Here is a 15183-nt window from a genome sequence, read left to right on the forward strand (position 1 = left end):
GCATGGGCCGAGAATCGGCTAAAAGGGCGGCATGACGGATTCGCTTTCCAAGTCGCCGCCCCGCGCGGCCCGATCATTGCTGATCGTCGCCGGGATGACGGGCCTGTGGTGCCTTGCCGTGCTCGGCATGATGGCGTTCACCCTCTAGTGTGATGCGTGGCCGCGCGGCGTCTCCGGCGGCGGTCCTCCCGACCATTGCAGCCCGGCACGGCCCCGGCCGCCGGGAGGGTGCGGCCTGATGGCCCCACCTGATTGGCTGCTGGCATTAACCATCGCCGCTCTGTTGGCGGGTCTCGCGGTGCTGTGCTGGCAGGGCGTCCGGCTATGGCGCCAGCGCCAGCGGATGCTGCAGGCCTGGCGGCACCTGCTCGACGTGGTGGCGCGGCGTCATGCCGCCATCGCCGACGTCACCGCCGCCGATCCGGCACTGCTCGGGCCGCTGCGCGGTGCTCTGGGGGAGCTGGCGGCGGCGCTGGTGACGGCGCGCGGACTCGCCGGCACCCCGGCCCAGCGCGGCCGGGCCGAGCAGGCGCTCACCGTGGCGATCGACCGTTGGCGGGCCGCGGCAAGGGCGCACCCGGACGTGGCCCTGGATGGCGAGACGGCGCGGCTGTCGAGCACGCTGGGCGGCACGGCGACAGTGCTGGAGACGGCGGCGCGGGAGTACGATCTGGCGGCGGCCCGGCTCAACCGGCTGCGGGCGGCGTGGCCGGTACGCATGATTGCCCCCATCTTGGGAGTTGGCGTGGCCGAGGCTTTTTGGTTTGATGCCGCCCCATGATGTCCGCACCGAATCTCAAAGCCCTGCTTCTCGCGTTTCTCGTTGCCGTTCTGGGTGCCATGCCGGCACCGGCGGCGCCGCTGACCCCCGTCACCTTCCGCACCGACTGGAAAGCCCAGGCCGAGCACGGCGGCTTCTATCAGGCGGTGGCGCTGGGGCTGTACGAGAAGCGCGGGTTGAAGGTGACCATCCGCGCCGGCGGACCACAGAGCGACAATTCCCGCCTGCTGGCGGCGGGGGCTGTGGATATCGCCATGCTGTCCAACAGCTTCCAGGTGCTCAACCTCGCCGCCAAGGGCGCCGACGTGAAGGCGGTGATGGCAGCGTTCCAGAAAGACCCGCAGGTGCTGATGGTCCACCCCGGCACCGGCGTGAAGTCGCTGGCGGACCTCAAGGGACGGCCGATCTACGTCGCCGATGCCGCCATCGGCTCCTACTGGCTGTGGCTGAAGGCGCGCTACCGCTTCGCCGACGCCCAGATGCGCAAGTACAACTATTCGCTGCTGCCGTGGCTGAAGGACAAGCGAGCCGCCCAGGAGGGCTACCTTACCTCCGAGCCGTTCACCGCCGCCAAGGCCGGCGTGAAGCCCGAGGTGTTCCTGCTCGCCGATGGCGGCTTCAACGGCTACGGCGCCATCGTTGCCGCCACCGGCAAGACCATTCGCGAGCGGCCCGAGGTGGTGCGCGCCTTCGTGGCCGCTACCCGCGAGGGCTGGACCAGCTACCTCACCGGTGACCCCGCACCGGCCAACCGGCTGATCAGGCGGGACAATCCGGAAATGACCGATGCGCTGATCGCCTTTTCCCGCCAGCAGATGATGGCCAACGGCATCGCACTGTCCGGCGATGCCAAGAGCATGGGCATCGGCGCCATGACCGATGCGCGCTGGGCCGGCTTCCACCGGGAGATGGCGGGCCTCGGCCTGTTCCCCAAGTCGCTCGACCCCCGGCGCGCCTACACCCTGGCCTTCCTCAAGTGAGGCGGCGCCGGTGAGCCTGCTCCGGCTGGAGGGTGTCGGCCGGCGCTTCGGCGATGGCGTGACGGCGCTGGCCGGCGTCGACCTCGACGTGCCGGCCGGCGCGTTCGTCACCCTGCTGGGCGCTTCGGGCTCGGGCAAGACCACGCTGCTGCGGCTGATCGCCGGGCTCGACCAGCCCAGCGACGGGCGGATCGTCTGGGCCGGCGACGCGGCGCCGACGCTGGGCTATGTGTTCCAGGCGCCGACCCTGCTGCCCTGGGCGACGGTGGCGGAGAACGTGGCGCTGCCGCTGACGCTGGCCGGCCGACGCGACCCGGAGGCGGTGACCGCGGCGCTGGCCGCCGTCGGGCTGGAGGGGCGTGCCGAGGCGCGGCCGCGTGAGCTGTCGGGCGGGATGCAGATGCGGGTGTCGATCGCCCGCGCGCTGGTGGCCCGGCCGACGCTGCTGCTGCTGGACGAGCCGTTCGCGGCGCTCGACGAGATCACCCGCGACCGGCTGGGCGTGCTGCTGCAGCGGTTGTGGCGCGAGCAGGGGTTGACCATCGTCTTCGTCACCCATTCGATCCCCGAGGCAGCCTATCACGCCAGCCGGGCGGTGGTGCTCGACCGGGCGCCGGGCCGGGTGGCGGCGACCTTCGACTTTGCCGCCGACCGCCCGCGCGAGCGGACCTCGCCGGGCTATTTCGCCGCCTGTGCCGATCTGGCGGCGGCGCTGGCCCGGACCATGGCGGGAGCGCATGAGGATGCTTGAGCGGCTGGCGCCCGTTGCCGTCACCGTGGCGCTGATCGCGCTGTGGGAGGGGCTGGTGCGCGCGCTGGCGGTGGACCCGTTCGTGCTGCCGGCCCCCAGCGCCATCGGCGCGGCGCTGGTGGCCAGCGCGCCGTCGCTGCTGGCGGCCCTGCTGCACACGCTCACCATCACCTGGATCGCGCTGGCGCTGGCGCTGCCGTCGGGTGTCGGCCTGGCCTTCCTGATCCACCGCTCGGCGCTGGCGGAGGCCGGCATCCTGCCGATCGCGGTGGTGTTGCAGGCGACTCCGGTGGTCGCCATCGCGCCGATCATCATCATCTGGACCGGCGTCGACCAGCCGGACCGGGCGCTGGTGGTCATCGCCTGGATCGTCGCCTTCTTCCCGGTGCTGTCGACCCTGCTGTCGGCGCTCAAGGCGATCGACCCGGCGCTGCACGACCTGTTCAGCCTCTATGGCGCCAGCGGCCGGGCGCGCTTCGTGCGGCTGGAGCTGCCGGCCAGCCTGCCGGCGCTGGTGTCGGCGCTGAAGGTGGCCAGCGGGCTGGCGCTGATTGGCGCGGTGGTGGGGGAATATGCCGCCGGCTCCGGCGCCGCGCAGGGGTTGGCCTGGCGGCTGATCGAGGCCGGCAACCGGCTGGAAATCCCCACCATGTTCGCCTGCCTGGCGCTGCTGTCGGCGCTCGGGCTGGCGCAGTACGCGCTGCTGGGCGGGCTGGAGCGCTGGGTGCTGACCCGGCGCGGACTGGCCGCTAGCCGGCGCCCGGCGGGAAGGTAGTCAAAAACCTATTGACATCAGCAAACCGTTCAGGTTATTTCCTGCTTCGTAATGAGGAGGAAATGGCGATGGCGATGACGTTCGAACGACTGGTGGATGACCTGCTGGCGCGGGAAGGCGGCTTCGTCGATCACCCGGACGACCGCGGCGGCCCGACCTGCTTCGGCATCACCGAGGCCGTCGCCCGCGCCCATGGCTATCAGGGGCCGATGCACGACCTGCCGCGCGCCACCGCCATCGCCATCTACCGCGAGGACTACTGGCGCCGGCCGGCGCTCGACGCGCTGGCACTGGTATCGCCGGCGCTGGCGGCGGCACTGTTCGATGCCGGCGTCAACATGGGCACGGTGGCGGCGGTGCGGCTGCTGCAACGGGCGCTGAACGCCCTCAACCGCCAGCAGCGCGACTACCCCGACGTGCTGCTCGACGGCGTGATCGGCCGGCGCACGCTGGAGGCGGTAGGCACCTTCCTGCGCCGCCGGGGCGCGGCGGGCGAGGCGGTGCTGCTCAAGGCGCTGACCTGCCTGCGGGGCGCCCGTTACATCGAGCTGGCCGAGGCGCGCGCCGCCAACGAGAGCTTTCTGTACGGCTGGCTGGATGCCCGGGTGGCATCGGCCGGCGTGTCGGCCTGAGCGGGGGGAGGGACGTCATGGCGCTGCTCGATGCCCTGCTGGGCCCGCTGACGACGGTGATCGACAAGCTGATTCCCGATCCGCGCGCCAGGGCGGAGGCCAGGCTCAAGCTGCTGGAGCTGCAACAGGCCGGCGAGCTCGACCTGCTGCGCACCCAGCTGTCGGCGATCGTCGCCGAGGCACAGTCGGCCGACCCGTGGACCAGCCGGGCCCGCCCGAGCTTCCTCTATGTCATGTACGCGCTGCTGCTGTTGTCGGTGCCGATGGGGCTGGTGGCGGCCTGGGACGACACGGTGGCGCAGCGGATCATCGCCGGCATGACCGGTTACCTCCACGCCATCCCCGAGCCGCTCTACGTGCTGTTCGGCACCGGCTACCTCGGCTACACCGCCGCCCGCCAGTGGGGCAAGACGCGCGGCACCGACCTGTAGCGGCGCCGCGGAAGGGCCGGCCGCGCGATCACCGGCCGACCCTTCTGGCTGGATGCCGTGTCTGCCGGCCTGGCCGCCGTCCGACCGGCCTCAGGCCACGGACGATCGCCGCCGCCGCGCCAGCGGCAGCATCAGGCAGCCGGTGGCAAGCAGGGCCAAGGCCGCCGGTTCCGGCACCGGCGGCACCGGGTGTTTGCCGGCAAAGATGGTCGGCTGGGGATCGTCGATGAAGCTGAACCACCAGTAGATGTTGCCGCCGGAGAAGCTGCCGAGGGTCTCGAAGTCGATCGACCAGTTGCCGCCGGCCGGAATCGTCAGCGTGTCGAACAGCGGCAGCTGGGTCGTCCAGTCGATGTCATGCAGGAAGTCGGTGTATTCCGTCATCGATGCCAGCAGGCGCAGGCCGATGATGGTGAGTTCCTTGTCGCCGGTGTTGTAGAGCGTGAAGGCGTGCGTGTGGTTGCCCGTGCCGCCGTCACCTTCCTGGCCGCCGCCAGGATTGCCGCCGCCACCACCACCACCGGCCTTGGGGCCGCCGACATCGACGCCGGGATTGCCGCCGCCGCCGCCGGCAAGCGGTACGCCATCCTTGGTCCAGTACCACGGGCCCAGGAACAGCTGGTTCTTCTTGGTCAGCCACAAGGTGATGTCGACCTGCAAGGTGCCCAGGGTCGGCACGGTGCCGCCGGAGAAGTCGACCGAGGCCTGGTGGTTCTGGCCATCGTTGGCGGGGTTGGTGGTGCGGTCACCCAGCGCCACGTTGGCCGTTCCCATGGCGCTGGAGCTGACGGTGGCGCCATTGACGCCGACACCGGGGTCGGTCTGGAAGACCTCGATATGGAAGTCGTTGGCGTCCTGGCCGGTGGTGTTGGTGAATACCATCGAACCCTTGACGCCGGTTCCCGTCGGGCTGCCCACGGTGGTGGGCGAGGCCTGGGAGAGACTGGCGGCGAAACTGAGTGCGACAATGACGCAACTGGTTACTGCGAGGCGGGTCTTGCGCATGTCATGTCCCCTTCCATGCAGTTCGGCTTCTTGATTAATACGCTGGCGCGATGACGTCCTTGAGACACATCAACGCCGGTCTGCCGCGACGACAGGCAGTGGCGGGGACGCCAATGCGACAGATGGGTTGCGGTGGCCGGATCGCACGCTATAACCGCCGGTGATCGGATATTCAGTGAGGATGGGCTGTCATGGCTGAGTTCGCGTTGCCGGCAAACTCCAAGGTAGGCAAGGGCCGTGTGTTCAAGGCACCGGCTGGCGCCAAGCAGGTGCGCACGTTCCAGATCTACCGCTGGAACCCGGATGATGGCGCCAATCCGCGCATGGACAGCTACGAGGTCGACCTCGCCGAATGCGGGCCGATGGTGCTGGACGCGCTGATCAAGATCAAGAACGAGATCGACCCCACGGTCACCTTCCGCCGCTCCTGCCGCGAGGGTGTGTGCGGATCGTGCTCGATGAACATCAACGGCCAGAACGGGCTGGCCTGCACCACCGCCATTGCCGACTGCAAGGGCGACGTGAAGATCACGCCGCTGCCGCACATGGAAGTGATCAAGGACCTGGTGCCGGACTTCAAGCACTTCTACGCCCAGTACGCCTCGATCAAGCCCTGGCTGCAGACCACGACGCCGTCGCCCTCGGGCGCCGAGCGGTTGCAGTCGAAGGAAGAGCGGGTCAAGCTCGATGGCCTCTACGAGTGCATTCTGTGCGCCTGCTGCTCGACCAGCTGCCCGAGCTACTGGTGGAACGGCGAGAAGTATCTCGGCCCGGCGATCCTGCTGCAGGCCTATCGCTGGCTGGCCGACAGCCGCGACGAGATGACCGGCGAGCGTCTTGATGACCTTGAGGATCCGTTCCGGCTCTATCGCTGCCACACCATCATGAACTGCGCCAACGCCTGCCCCAAGGGGCTGAACCCGGCCAAGGCGATCGCCGAGATCAAGAAGATGATGCTGGAACGCGCCGCCTGATCCAGGCGTCCCCGGCTGAACGACACCAAAGGCCCTCCGGCAACCGCCGGAGGGCCTTTTGTCTGGCGGGGTAAGGAAACGATTACCGGGCTGGCGCGGGTGCCCATTCAAGATCGATCTCGACATCGTCGGTGTCGTCGCCGGTGACATCGAGGATGACGCGATTGCGGCCGCCGTTCTTGGCCTCGTAGAGCGCACGGTCAGCGCGGGCCAGCACCTTCTCCAGCGTGTCGCCGGCGGTAACGACGGCGACGCCGGCCGACAGCGTGGTATGCACCCGCGCGTCGCCGGCTTTCAGCACCACCTCCGCCGCCAGGCCCCGGATGCGTTCCGCCACCTGATAGGCCTCGCGCCGGTTGGCGGTCGGCAACATGGCGCAGAACTCCTCGCCACCCATGCGGCCGACGATGTCGCCGCCGCGCACCGCCCGTTGCAGCACCTCGGCGAAACAGCGCAGCAGTTCGTCGCCGACATGGTGGCCGAAGCGGTCGTTGACCAGCTTGAAGAAGTCGAGGTCCATCAGCAGCACGGCAACCGGTCGCCGCGTCCGCGTGGCATCGGCGATCAGGCCGCGTGCCTTGTCGTTGAAGGCGCGGCGGTTGAGCAGGCCGGTCAGCTCGTCAATGGTGGCGAGATGGGTGAGCCGGCGTTGCAGCTTCTCGGCCACCAGCAGCACGAAACTGGTGTTGACCACGAACACGTCCATCAGCATCAGCATCAGCGCGAAGGCGATGAACGGCGAGTGCGGGTCGAGATACTGGGTGTCGGGTTTGTAGACCAGAGCGCCGGCAATCCGCGTCAGGAACAGCACCACATGCTGGCCGAAGCCGAATAGCAGGAACCGGATGGCGATCTGCACGTCGGTGCGGCGGGCCCGTGCGATGATGTAGACGGCATAGCCGGTGGTCAGCAGCGTGAACAGCGAGACATTGACGATGCGTGCCCACAGCAGCGGTTCGACATAGAGCCAGTAGAGTTCACCGAGCATGACAGCCACCAGCAGCGGCACAAACACCCGCGGGCGCGCCGGCTTGCCGAAATACTGGCAGATGCCGATGACGTAGAGGCCGGTGCCGGTGACGCTGGCAAGGTTGGCCACGATGATGGTCAGCCAGTCCGGCCCCTTGCCCTGCCATCCGAACAGCAATCCGGCGGTTGCCAGCAGGATGTTGGCCCACATCCAGGTCGTGAGCGTGGTTTCTTCGGGATGGACGCGGCGCATGGCGCCCATCACCACCGCCGCGAACATCAGCGCGCCGATGATGGCGATGTGCAAGGTTGAGACGTCGAGTCCCATGCGTCCGCAACAGCCTTCTAACTTATTGTTTTTGTTGGTGGGATATCAGGAGTCCGGCGCAGGCGCTGGTCATGGTGTCCCTCTCGGGATCAGATTTGGCCGACAAATGCTAATATTCTGTTGACCAAATCTCCGGCGGCGATCGTTTGCGTGCCTTGCGAGGGCGTTGAGTGCAACTCAAAGGCTATTCCCTTGGCGGGCGCGAGAGGCTAGAGGCTGAGCCATGGCGATTGTCAAAGTCGAGAGCGGCCCCTGGGCCGGATGGATGCACTGGACGCGCGAACCGGAAGGCCGGTTCGTCGAACAGGCGCTGGGTGTCATGTATTTCCGCGACGAGCCGGACGGCCGGGTGCGCTGCCGGATCGAGACCGGCAAGCAGCACACCAACCTCGGCGACGACCTGCATGGCGCCTTCATCATGGCGGTGGCCGACATGGTCTATTTCGCCCTCGGCTGGCGCTCGCTGGAGGCGGTGCCGGCAGTGACACTGACCGCCAATTTCGAGTTCATCTCCCCCGGCCGGCCCGGCCAGGTGCTGGAGGCGGTCGGCGAGGTGCTGCGCGAAACCCGTCGCCTGCTGTTCGTGCGCGCGGTGCTGCAGCAGGACGGGCGCATCGTCGCCAATACCTCCGCCACCTTGCGCAAGATTCCCGCCGCCGCCGGCAAGGATTCCGACTGATCGTGCAACACGGCGCTTTGCAGCAGGCGCCCCGACCCTGTAAGGGGCGGTGCTGATGACCGTGTTGAGTGCCTATAACGACCTCGTTGCCCATGGCGAACTGAAGGCCGACCCCGAGCAGCAGGAAGCCGCCCGGCGGCTCAGCCGTCTGGCGGCGGAACTGGCGGCCTGGGAGCAGAAACCCGCCAGCGGCGGCTGGCTCGGCCGGCTGTTCGGCCGCGAGACCGCCGCGCCGGTGCCGCGCGGCGTCTATGTGTGGGGCGCGGTCGGGCGCGGCAAGTCGATGATCATGGACCTGTTCTTCGCCAACGCGCCGGTGGCGGCGAAGCGGCGGGTGCACTTCCATGAGTTCATGCTGGAGGTGCACGAGGCGATCCACCGCTTCCGCCAGACGGGCGAGGCGGAACGGCGCCAGCGCTACGGCCGGGCGGTGGGTGACGATCCGATGCCGCCGGTGGCCGGCGACATCGCCGCCGCGGCCCGCCTGCTGTGCTTCGACGAGATGCAGGTCACCGACGTCGCCGACGCCATGATCCTCGGCCGGCTGTTCACCGAGCTGTTCGCCCGTGGCGTGGTGGTGGTCACCACCTCCAACCGGCCGCCGCGCGATCTCTACAAGGACGGCCTCAACCGTCAGCTGTTCCTGCCGTTCATCGATCTGCTCACCGCGACGCTGGACGTGATGACCCTGAACGGCCCCACCGACTACCGGCTGGAGCGGCTTGGCGGCATGCCGGTCTATTATGTGCCCAACGGCCCGGAGGCGACCGCCCGGCTGTCGGAAGCGTTCTTCCGCCTGACCGACTATCCGGTCGAGGACCGGGCGCATGTGCCCACCGAGACGCTGGATGTCCACGGCCGGTCGCTGTTCGTGCCCAAGTCGCTCAAGGGTGTGGCGGTGTTCTCGTTCAAGCGGCTGTGCGCCAATCCGCTGGGGGCGGCCGACTATATCGCCATCGCCCAGCATTACCACACCGTCATCATTGTCGGCATTCCCCGGCTGGGACCGGAAAAGCGCAACGAAGCCAAGAGGTTCGTCACGCTTGTCGACGCCTTGTACGAGTATAAGGTGAAGCTGCTGGCCGCCGCCGACGCGGCGCCGCAGGATCTCTACCCCGCCGGCGATGGCGCCTTCGAGTTCGAGCGCACCGTGTCGCGGCTGATGGAGATGCAATCGGCCGATTATCTGGCGCGCGGCCACGGCCTGGAGGCCTGAGCGGCGTCCCGCGGGCGGCGCGGCCTGAGCGCCTGGCCGCGGCTGCCCGCCGTTCCCCTTTGTCTCCATCTGGTGGACGGTTTGTTCTCCCAACCGATTGCTGCAAGTGCGTTTAGATAATGTACACGCCTGTCCATCATTGATACTGGACAGGTCAGTCCAGTAACGGGTCCGTCGTCGCGGACCGGGGCGTGTCGGGCGTTGGAGAGACGGGATGAAACAGAGGGTCAGGCGGTGGGCGTTGACGGCGCTGGTGGCGGCGGTCGCCATCTGGGGCGTGATCGAGGCGGTGCAGTGGTTCTCTGTCGGGCGCTACCTGGAATCGACCGACAACGCCTATGTCGAGGCGGAGATTGCCTACATCGCCCCCAAGGTCGAGGGCTATGTGCGGGCGGTGCCGGTACGCGACAACCAGCCGGTCCGGCGTGGCGATGTGCTGCTGGAGATCGAGGATATCGACTACCGCACCAAGGCGACCGAGGCGGAGGCCGTGGTCGCCCAGCGCGATGCCATGGCCCAGGCCCTGGGGGCCTCGATCGAGGGGCAGAAGGAAAGCATCCGTGAAGCGGCGGCGGCGCTCGCCTCGGCGCGGGCCGAGCTGGAGGCGGCGGCGAAGGATCGTGATCGCTATGCGGACCTGGTGAAATCCAGGTGGGTATCGGCGCAGAAATTCGAGCAGGCCAAGTCGAGCGCCGAGCAGGCACGCGCCAAGGTGGCCGAGAAGGAGGCGGCGCTGGCCGCCGCCCGGCGCCAGCTCGACGCGCTGCTGGCGCAGCGGGACGCTGTGATCGCCTCCCGTCGCCAGTCGGCGGCGCAGATGGCCCAGAGCAAGGTCGATCTCGGCAACACCGTCGTGCGCGCGCCCGGCGATGGCGTGGTCGGCAACCGCACGGCGCGGGTCGGCCAGTATGTCAAGCCGGGCTCGGTGGTGATGGCGCTGGTGCCGCTGTCGGGGGTCTATGTCGTCGCCAACTACAAGGAAACCCAGGTCGAGCGGATGAAGGTGGGCCAGCCGGTGACGCTGGCGGTCGACTCCTTCCCCGGTGTCGAGGTGCATGGCCACATCGACAGCCTGGCGCCGGCCAGCGGCTCGCGCTTCTCGCTGCTGCCGCCGGAGAACGCCACCGGCAACTTCACCAAGATCGTCCAGCGACTGCCGGTCAAGGTGGTGCTCGACCAGCCGCTGCCCAAGGGGGTCCGCCTGGTGCCGGGCATGTCGGTGGAAGCGACCGTCGACACCCGCGGCTCCGCCCATGGCTGAGGCGGCGGCCCCGCCGGCGGGTGTCAGCGCGCCTTCGGTCAAGGAACTGAAGCTCGACGCGCGCGGCCTGCCGGAACCCGGCGTCCTGCTGGGCTATTTCATGATGGTGTTCGGCATGTTCATGGCGGTGCTGGACATCCAGATCGTCGCCGCGTCGATCAACCAGATCCAGGCCGGGCTGGGCGCCAGTCCGGAGGAAGCCAGCTGGGTGCAGACGTCCTATCTGGTCGCCGAAGTGGTGATGATTCCGCTGTCGGGCTTCCTGTCCCGCGCGCTGTCCACCCGCTGGCTGTTCGTGCTGTCGTCAGCCGGCTTCACGCTGGCCAGCGTCCTGTGCGCCACCGCGACGACGCTGGAGGAAATGGTTGTCTATCGCGCCTTGCAGGGCTTCATCGGCGGGGCGATGATCCCCATCGCCTTCGGCACCACCCTGCACCTGTTCGGACGCAACCGCCAGGGCGGCATGATGGTGTTCGTGTCGATGGTCGTGACGCTGGCGCCGACCATCGGCCCGACGCTGGGCGGCTGGATCAGTGACACATTGAGCTGGCACTGGCTGTTCCTGGTCAATGTCATTCCCGGCATTCTCATCAGCATCGGTGTGTGGGCGCTGGTGGATGTCGACGAGCCGGACCTGTCGTTGCTCAGGCGCCTCGACGTCATCGGCCTGGTGGCGATGGCGGCGTTCCTCGCCAGCCTTGAGTATGTGCTGGAGGAGGGCGCCCGCGACCAGTGGTTCGAGGATGATCTGATCGCCGGTCTGTCGCTGCTGTCGGCGATTGCCGGCCTGATATTCTTTTATCGCGCCTTCACCGCGCGCGAGCCGATCGTCAACCTGCGCGCCTTCGCCGATGGCAATTTCGTCGCCGGCACCCTGATTGGCGCGATGATGGGCGTCGGCCTTTACGGGCTGGTCTATCTCTATCCGCTGTATCTGTCGCGCATCGCCGGTCTGTCGTCGGAGCAGATCGGCACCGTGCTGTCGGTGAGCGGGCTGGCGATGGTGCTGGCGGCGCCGCTGGCCAATCTCATCCGGGCGCACGTTGACGTGCGCGTGCTGGCCTGCATGGGCATGTCGATGATGGCGCTGTCGGCCTATCTCGGTGTCGGCATGACCGCCGAATGGCGCTTTAACGAGCTGTTCCTGCCCCAGGTGCTGCGCGGCGCCGGGCTGATGTTCTGCATGTCGTCGATCTCCATCGTCGCTTTCGCCACCTTGCCGATGAACCTTGTCAAGGATGCCTCGGGCCTGTTCACGCTGTGCCGCAACCTTGGCGGCGCCATGGGTCTGGCGATGATCAACACCATCCTGCAATGGCGCACCAGCCTGCACTGGTCACGCATGGTCGAGGCCGTCAATGCCGGCCGGGTGGAGACGGAAACCTGGCTGGCGCAGGCGCAGGCGCGGCTGGCCGAACTGGGCGTGCCCGACGCCACCGCCACGGCGAACCGGCAGCTGGGCGATCTGGTGATGCGCGAGGCGCTGGTGATGAGCTACGCCGACTGCCTGTGGGTGATGATGGTGATTTTCAGCATAGGCGCGATCATGCCGCTGCTGATGCGCAAGGCGGGCTCCGCCTCTCCGGTGGGAGATGCCCATTGACCCAGAAAGCGCGCAACGGACCCGGCCGTCCCGTTGACCTCGCCAAGCGCGAGGCGATTCTCGTCGCCGCCCGCCGGCTGATGCTGCAATATGGCGCCGGGGTGACACTGGACGCCGTGGCGCAGGAAGCCGGCGTATCGCGTCAGACCATCTACAACGCCTGGCCGAACAAGGAGCAGCTGCTGGCCGCGGTGATGAACAGGGCGGTTGACGAGATCATGCGGCCGCTGGCCGAGGCCAGTGCCGCCGACAGCGTGGAACTGACGCTGACCAGGGTGGCGGAGAAATATTTCCAGACCATCATCACCGCCGATGGCCTGAAGCTGCTGCGCCTGATGCTGACCGGCCGCAGCGGCGAGGCCAGCAGTTTCTACGCCAACGGCCCCGGCCGCAGCCAGGTGCGGCTGGCCGACTATCTCGCCATGCAGGCGGCACGCGGCCTGCTCGCCATCCACGATCCCGGCATGGCCGCCGAACATTTCTTCGGGATGCTGAAGGGCAACCATCATCTGCGGTCGCTGATCAGCGGTCAGGCCGAACTGGATGCGGCAGGGCAACAACGGTGGATCACGGCCACGGTGGCGGCCTTCCTGCGCGCCTATGATCCGGGCGCGGCCAGCGCGCCCGATCAGGCCACGGCACCCTGACGCGACGAATGGGTGAACCTCCGGCCCGAATCGGCTAAGAGCGGTTCCGGAAGAGGAATGTGCGGCGTGGGCGCCATCACCACCGAACAGGCTTACCGGAACTACGTCCAGCGCGCGGCGACAGCCGAACGGCGGGGCCAGGTGGGCGAGGCCATTCAGGCGCTGGAGGTGGCGGTCGCGCTGGATGCCGACCGCCCCGAGGCCTGGCGCCGGCTGTCGCGCCTGCTCGCCCGCGACCCCCACCGTCACGATGAGGCGGAGGCGGCCCGCCGCCATGCCGAGCACCTCGACGCGGATACGGCGGCGGATTCGCTGTTCGTCGCCGCCGACACCGCGATTACGGGTATGCCACCCCAGGCGGGCGGTGCGACGCTCCTGGCCTACGAGCAGGCGGACGCCACCCGGCTGGAGCAGTCGGGTCGCCATGCCGAGGCGGTCGCGGTGTGGCGCCACATCACCGAAAGCCATCCCGATGACGCGGCCGCCTGGACTCATCTGGGCCGGGTACTGGCCGATCATCTGGAGGATCACGCGGCGGCGGAACAGGCGTTGCGGCGAGCGGTGGCGCTTGACGATCATGATGAAGTGGCGCTGGCCTATCTTGGCCGGGTGCTGCTGGATCAGGACGGCGATCTCGACGAGGCGCTGACGTGGCTCGATCGGGCGCTGGCGCTCGATCACGATTACGCGGCGGCCTGGGCGTGGAAGGCGCGCCTGCTGCATGTACGCGGCGAGCGGCTCGACGAGGCGGAGGCGGCCTACCGACGGGCAGTGACACTGTCACCGGAATATCCATGGGCATGGAGCCAGCTTGGCCAGCTCTACCATGACCTGCTGGCTCGCCCGGCCGACGCCGAGGACGCCTACCGCCGCGCGGTCGCCCAGAACCCTGATTATGCCTGGGCCTGGGGCCAGCTCGGCCAGCTGCTCGGCGATGAGCTGGACCGTCCGCGCGAAGCGGAGGCGGCGCTGCGCCGCGCGCTGGAGATCGACGCCGAGGATCCGTGGGACTGGGCGCAGCTGGGCGATCTGCTGGCCCGGCAGGAGGGTCGGGCGGCCGAGGCCGAGGCCGCCTTCCGCAGGTCGCTTGCCATTGATCCGGCGTACGCCTGGGCCCATGCGCATCTGGCCCGCCTGCTCTCGGATGATCCCGACAGGCTGGACGAGGCGGAAGCCGCGTACATGGCGGCGCTGGCCAGCCAGCCCGATTATGTCTGGGTGCAGGGCCAGCTGGCGCAACTGCGGCACCTGCAGCTCAACAGAATCCCCGAGGCCGAGGCCGGCTATCGTCTGGTGCTGGAGGCGGAGCCGGAGAATGCGTGGGCGTGGGCGCAACTTGGCCACCTGCTGCTGTTCCTGCTCGGGCGGGTCGAGGACGCGATCATCGCCTTCGAGACCGCGGTCGGGCTTGATCCGGAGTATGAGTGGGCGTGGGCCAATCTCGGGCAGGCGCTGCACGAATATCGTCAGGACACCGTGGCGGCCGAACAAGCCTATCGTCGGGCCCTGGCGCTGTCGACCGACCAGCCCTGGAACTGGGCGCAGCTCGGCGCGCTGCTGTCGTTGCAGGGCGGCCCGGCGCAGGTGGTGGAGGCCGAGGCGTGCCTGCGCGAGGCGGTGCGTCTCGACCCCGGGCATCGCTGGGCGTGGAGCGAACTGGGACGGCTGCTGAGCGGGGTCGAGGGTCGTGCAGGGGACGCCGAGACCGCGTTTCGTCAGGCGCTGGCGCTGGAGCCGTCGCACGCCTGGAGCCGGGCGCATCTCGGCATCCTGCTGGGGCGCGAGCCGGCCCGGCGGGAAGAGGCCGAGGCGGTCTTGCGCGAGGCGATGGCGCTTGATCCCGATGCCGGGTGGATGTGGCGGGAACTGGCGACGCTGTGCCTGCATGACGTCACCCGCGCCGACGAGGCGGTCAGTGCCCTGCGCCAGGCGCTCGCCATCGACCCCGATGACCATGCGATCTGGCATCAGCTGGGCGAAGTCCTCGAACAGCGGCTGGACGACCCGCAAGGCGCGCTGGCGGCCTATGAACAGGCGCAGGCGCTCGACCCTGGCTGCCCGACCATCGCCGGGGACATCGGACGGGTTCGGGCGCGACGCGGGCTGGGGCGGCTGTTGCCGCGGTTCCGCCGCCGGCGTGACTGACCGGCG

15 protein-coding genes are annotated in these 15183 nt (G+C 68.6%); 13 read left to right on the forward strand and 2 right to left on the reverse strand.

Annotation, left to right across the window (positions count from 1 at the left end; translation table 11 throughout):
- Positions 1-238: 238 nt before the first annotated feature.
- From ABU113_RS02295 to ABU113_RS02320, 6 genes are all read left to right on the forward strand, one after another.
- Positions 239-781, forward strand: a complete 543-nt coding sequence (locus ABU113_RS02295; RefSeq protein WP_454557856.1) for a LemA family protein — start codon at positions 239-241, stop codon at positions 779-781.
- Positions 778-1761 carry an ABC transporter substrate-binding protein gene (locus tag ABU113_RS02300; protein ID WP_454557857.1) on the forward strand — a complete coding sequence of 328 codons (984 nt, stop codon included), beginning with the start codon at positions 778-780 and terminating at the stop codon, positions 1759-1761. Before ABU113_RS02295 ends, ABU113_RS02300 begins: the two co-directional genes overlap by 4 nt.
- A gap of 10 nt (positions 1762-1771) precedes the next feature.
- Positions 1772-2512 carry an ABC transporter ATP-binding protein gene (locus ABU113_RS02305; RefSeq protein ID WP_454557858.1) on the forward strand — a complete coding sequence of 247 codons (741 nt, stop codon included), beginning with the start codon at positions 1772-1774 and terminating at the stop codon, positions 2510-2512.
- The gene (locus ABU113_RS02310) at positions 2499-3287 is read left to right on the forward strand and encodes an ABC transporter permease (protein ID WP_454557859.1); all 789 of its coding nucleotides are present in this window, start codon (positions 2499-2501) and stop codon (positions 3285-3287) included. The genes ABU113_RS02305 and ABU113_RS02310 overlap by 14 nt, the downstream gene beginning before the upstream one ends.
- Positions 3288-3361: 74 nt before the next feature.
- On the forward strand, positions 3362-3919 hold the full coding sequence (locus tag ABU113_RS02315) for a glycoside hydrolase family 108 protein (protein WP_454558020.1): 558 nt from the start codon (positions 3362-3364) through the stop codon (positions 3917-3919).
- Between the two features lie 17 nt (positions 3920-3936).
- Positions 3937-4350: a holin family protein gene (locus tag ABU113_RS02320; RefSeq protein WP_454557860.1), complete on the forward strand. Its 414-nt coding sequence runs from the start codon at positions 3937-3939 to the stop codon at positions 4348-4350.
- A gap of 90 nt (positions 4351-4440) precedes the next feature.
- On the opposite strand, the gene ABU113_RS02325 is transcribed toward ABU113_RS02320, so the two are convergent.
- Positions 4441-5355: a PEP-CTERM sorting domain-containing protein gene (locus ABU113_RS02325; RefSeq protein WP_454557861.1), complete on the reverse strand. Its 915-nt coding sequence runs from the start codon at positions 5353-5355 to the stop codon at positions 4441-4443.
- A 191-nt stretch (positions 5356-5546) separates the two neighbouring features.
- On the opposite strand from ABU113_RS02325, the gene ABU113_RS02330 reads away from it, so the two are divergent.
- Positions 5547-6329, forward strand: a complete 783-nt coding sequence (locus tag ABU113_RS02330) for a succinate dehydrogenase iron-sulfur subunit (protein WP_454557862.1) — start codon at positions 5547-5549, stop codon at positions 6327-6329.
- An 82-nt stretch (positions 6330-6411) separates the two neighbouring features.
- Here the strand turns inward: ABU113_RS02330 and ABU113_RS02335 are convergent, their stop codons facing one another.
- Positions 6412-7626 (reverse strand): GGDEF domain-containing protein, encoded by a 1215-nt coding sequence (locus ABU113_RS02335; RefSeq protein ID WP_454557863.1) that lies wholly within the window; start codon positions 7624-7626, stop codon positions 6412-6414.
- A gap of 223 nt (positions 7627-7849) precedes the next feature.
- Here ABU113_RS02335 and ABU113_RS02340 point away from each other — a divergent pair, with 223 nt between their 5' ends.
- From ABU113_RS02340 to ABU113_RS02365, 6 genes are all read left to right on the forward strand, one after another.
- Positions 7850-8305, forward strand: a complete 456-nt coding sequence (locus tag ABU113_RS02340) for a PaaI family thioesterase (RefSeq protein ID WP_454557864.1) — start codon at positions 7850-7852, stop codon at positions 8303-8305.
- Positions 8306-8357: 52 nt separating this feature from the next.
- The gene (zapE, locus tag ABU113_RS02345; protein WP_454558021.1) at positions 8358-9521 is read left to right on the forward strand and encodes a cell division protein ZapE; all 1164 of its coding nucleotides are present in this window, start codon (positions 8358-8360) and stop codon (positions 9519-9521) included.
- 214 nt (positions 9522-9735) lie between these two features.
- The gene (locus ABU113_RS02350) at positions 9736-10782 is read left to right on the forward strand and encodes an HlyD family secretion protein (RefSeq protein ID WP_454557865.1); all 1047 of its coding nucleotides are present in this window, start codon (positions 9736-9738) and stop codon (positions 10780-10782) included.
- On the forward strand, positions 10775-12385 hold the full coding sequence (locus ABU113_RS02355) for a DHA2 family efflux MFS transporter permease subunit (protein ID WP_454557866.1): 1611 nt from the start codon (positions 10775-10777) through the stop codon (positions 12383-12385). The genes ABU113_RS02350 and ABU113_RS02355 overlap by 8 nt, the downstream gene beginning before the upstream one ends.
- On the forward strand, positions 12382-13032 hold the full coding sequence (locus tag ABU113_RS02360) for a TetR/AcrR family transcriptional regulator (protein WP_454557867.1): 651 nt from the start codon (positions 12382-12384) through the stop codon (positions 13030-13032). Before ABU113_RS02355 ends, ABU113_RS02360 begins: the two co-directional genes overlap by 4 nt.
- A gap of 66 nt (positions 13033-13098) precedes the next feature.
- Complete coding sequence (locus ABU113_RS02365) at positions 13099-15177, forward strand: tetratricopeptide repeat protein (protein ID WP_454557868.1); 2079 nt, start codon at positions 13099-13101, stop codon at positions 15175-15177.
- Positions 15178-15183: the final 6 nt, after the last annotated feature.

Origin of the sequence: Parapedomonas caeni, from assembly GCF_041060555.1 — a bacterium.
Lineage (GTDB): Bacteria > Pseudomonadota > Alphaproteobacteria > Sphingomonadales > Sphingomonadaceae > CAUJIW01.

What these genes read in the sequence shown, in the direction of transcription:
- ABU113_RS02340 (WP_454557864.1), top strand. Translation starts at nt 7,850, where the DNA reads ATGGCGATTGTCAAAGTCGAGAGCGGCCCCTGGGCCGGATGGATGCAC.
- ABU113_RS02335 (WP_454557863.1), bottom strand. Translation starts at nt 7,626, where the DNA reads ATGGGACTCGACGTCTCAACCTTGCACATCGCCATCATCGGCGCGCTG.
- ABU113_RS02300 (WP_454557857.1), top strand. Translation starts at nt 778, where the DNA reads ATGATGTCCGCACCGAATCTCAAAGCCCTGCTTCTCGCGTTTCTCGTT.
- ABU113_RS02310 (WP_454557859.1), top strand. Translation starts at nt 2,499, where the DNA reads ATGAGGATGCTTGAGCGGCTGGCGCCCGTTGCCGTCACCGTGGCGCTG.
- ABU113_RS02295 (WP_454557856.1), top strand. Translation starts at nt 239, where the DNA reads ATGGCCCCACCTGATTGGCTGCTGGCATTAACCATCGCCGCTCTGTTG.
- ABU113_RS02355 (WP_454557866.1), top strand. Translation starts at nt 10,775, where the DNA reads ATGGCTGAGGCGGCGGCCCCGCCGGCGGGTGTCAGCGCGCCTTCGGTC.
- ABU113_RS02330 (WP_454557862.1), top strand. Translation starts at nt 5,547, where the DNA reads ATGGCTGAGTTCGCGTTGCCGGCAAACTCCAAGGTAGGCAAGGGCCGT.
- ABU113_RS02315 (WP_454558020.1), top strand. Translation starts at nt 3,362, where the DNA reads ATGACGTTCGAACGACTGGTGGATGACCTGCTGGCGCGGGAAGGCGGC.
- ABU113_RS02350 (WP_454557865.1), top strand. Translation starts at nt 9,736, where the DNA reads ATGAAACAGAGGGTCAGGCGGTGGGCGTTGACGGCGCTGGTGGCGGCG.
- ABU113_RS02325 (WP_454557861.1), bottom strand. Translation starts at nt 5,355, where the DNA reads ATGCGCAAGACCCGCCTCGCAGTAACCAGTTGCGTCATTGTCGCACTC.
- ABU113_RS02320 (WP_454557860.1), top strand. Translation starts at nt 3,937, where the DNA reads ATGGCGCTGCTCGATGCCCTGCTGGGCCCGCTGACGACGGTGATCGAC.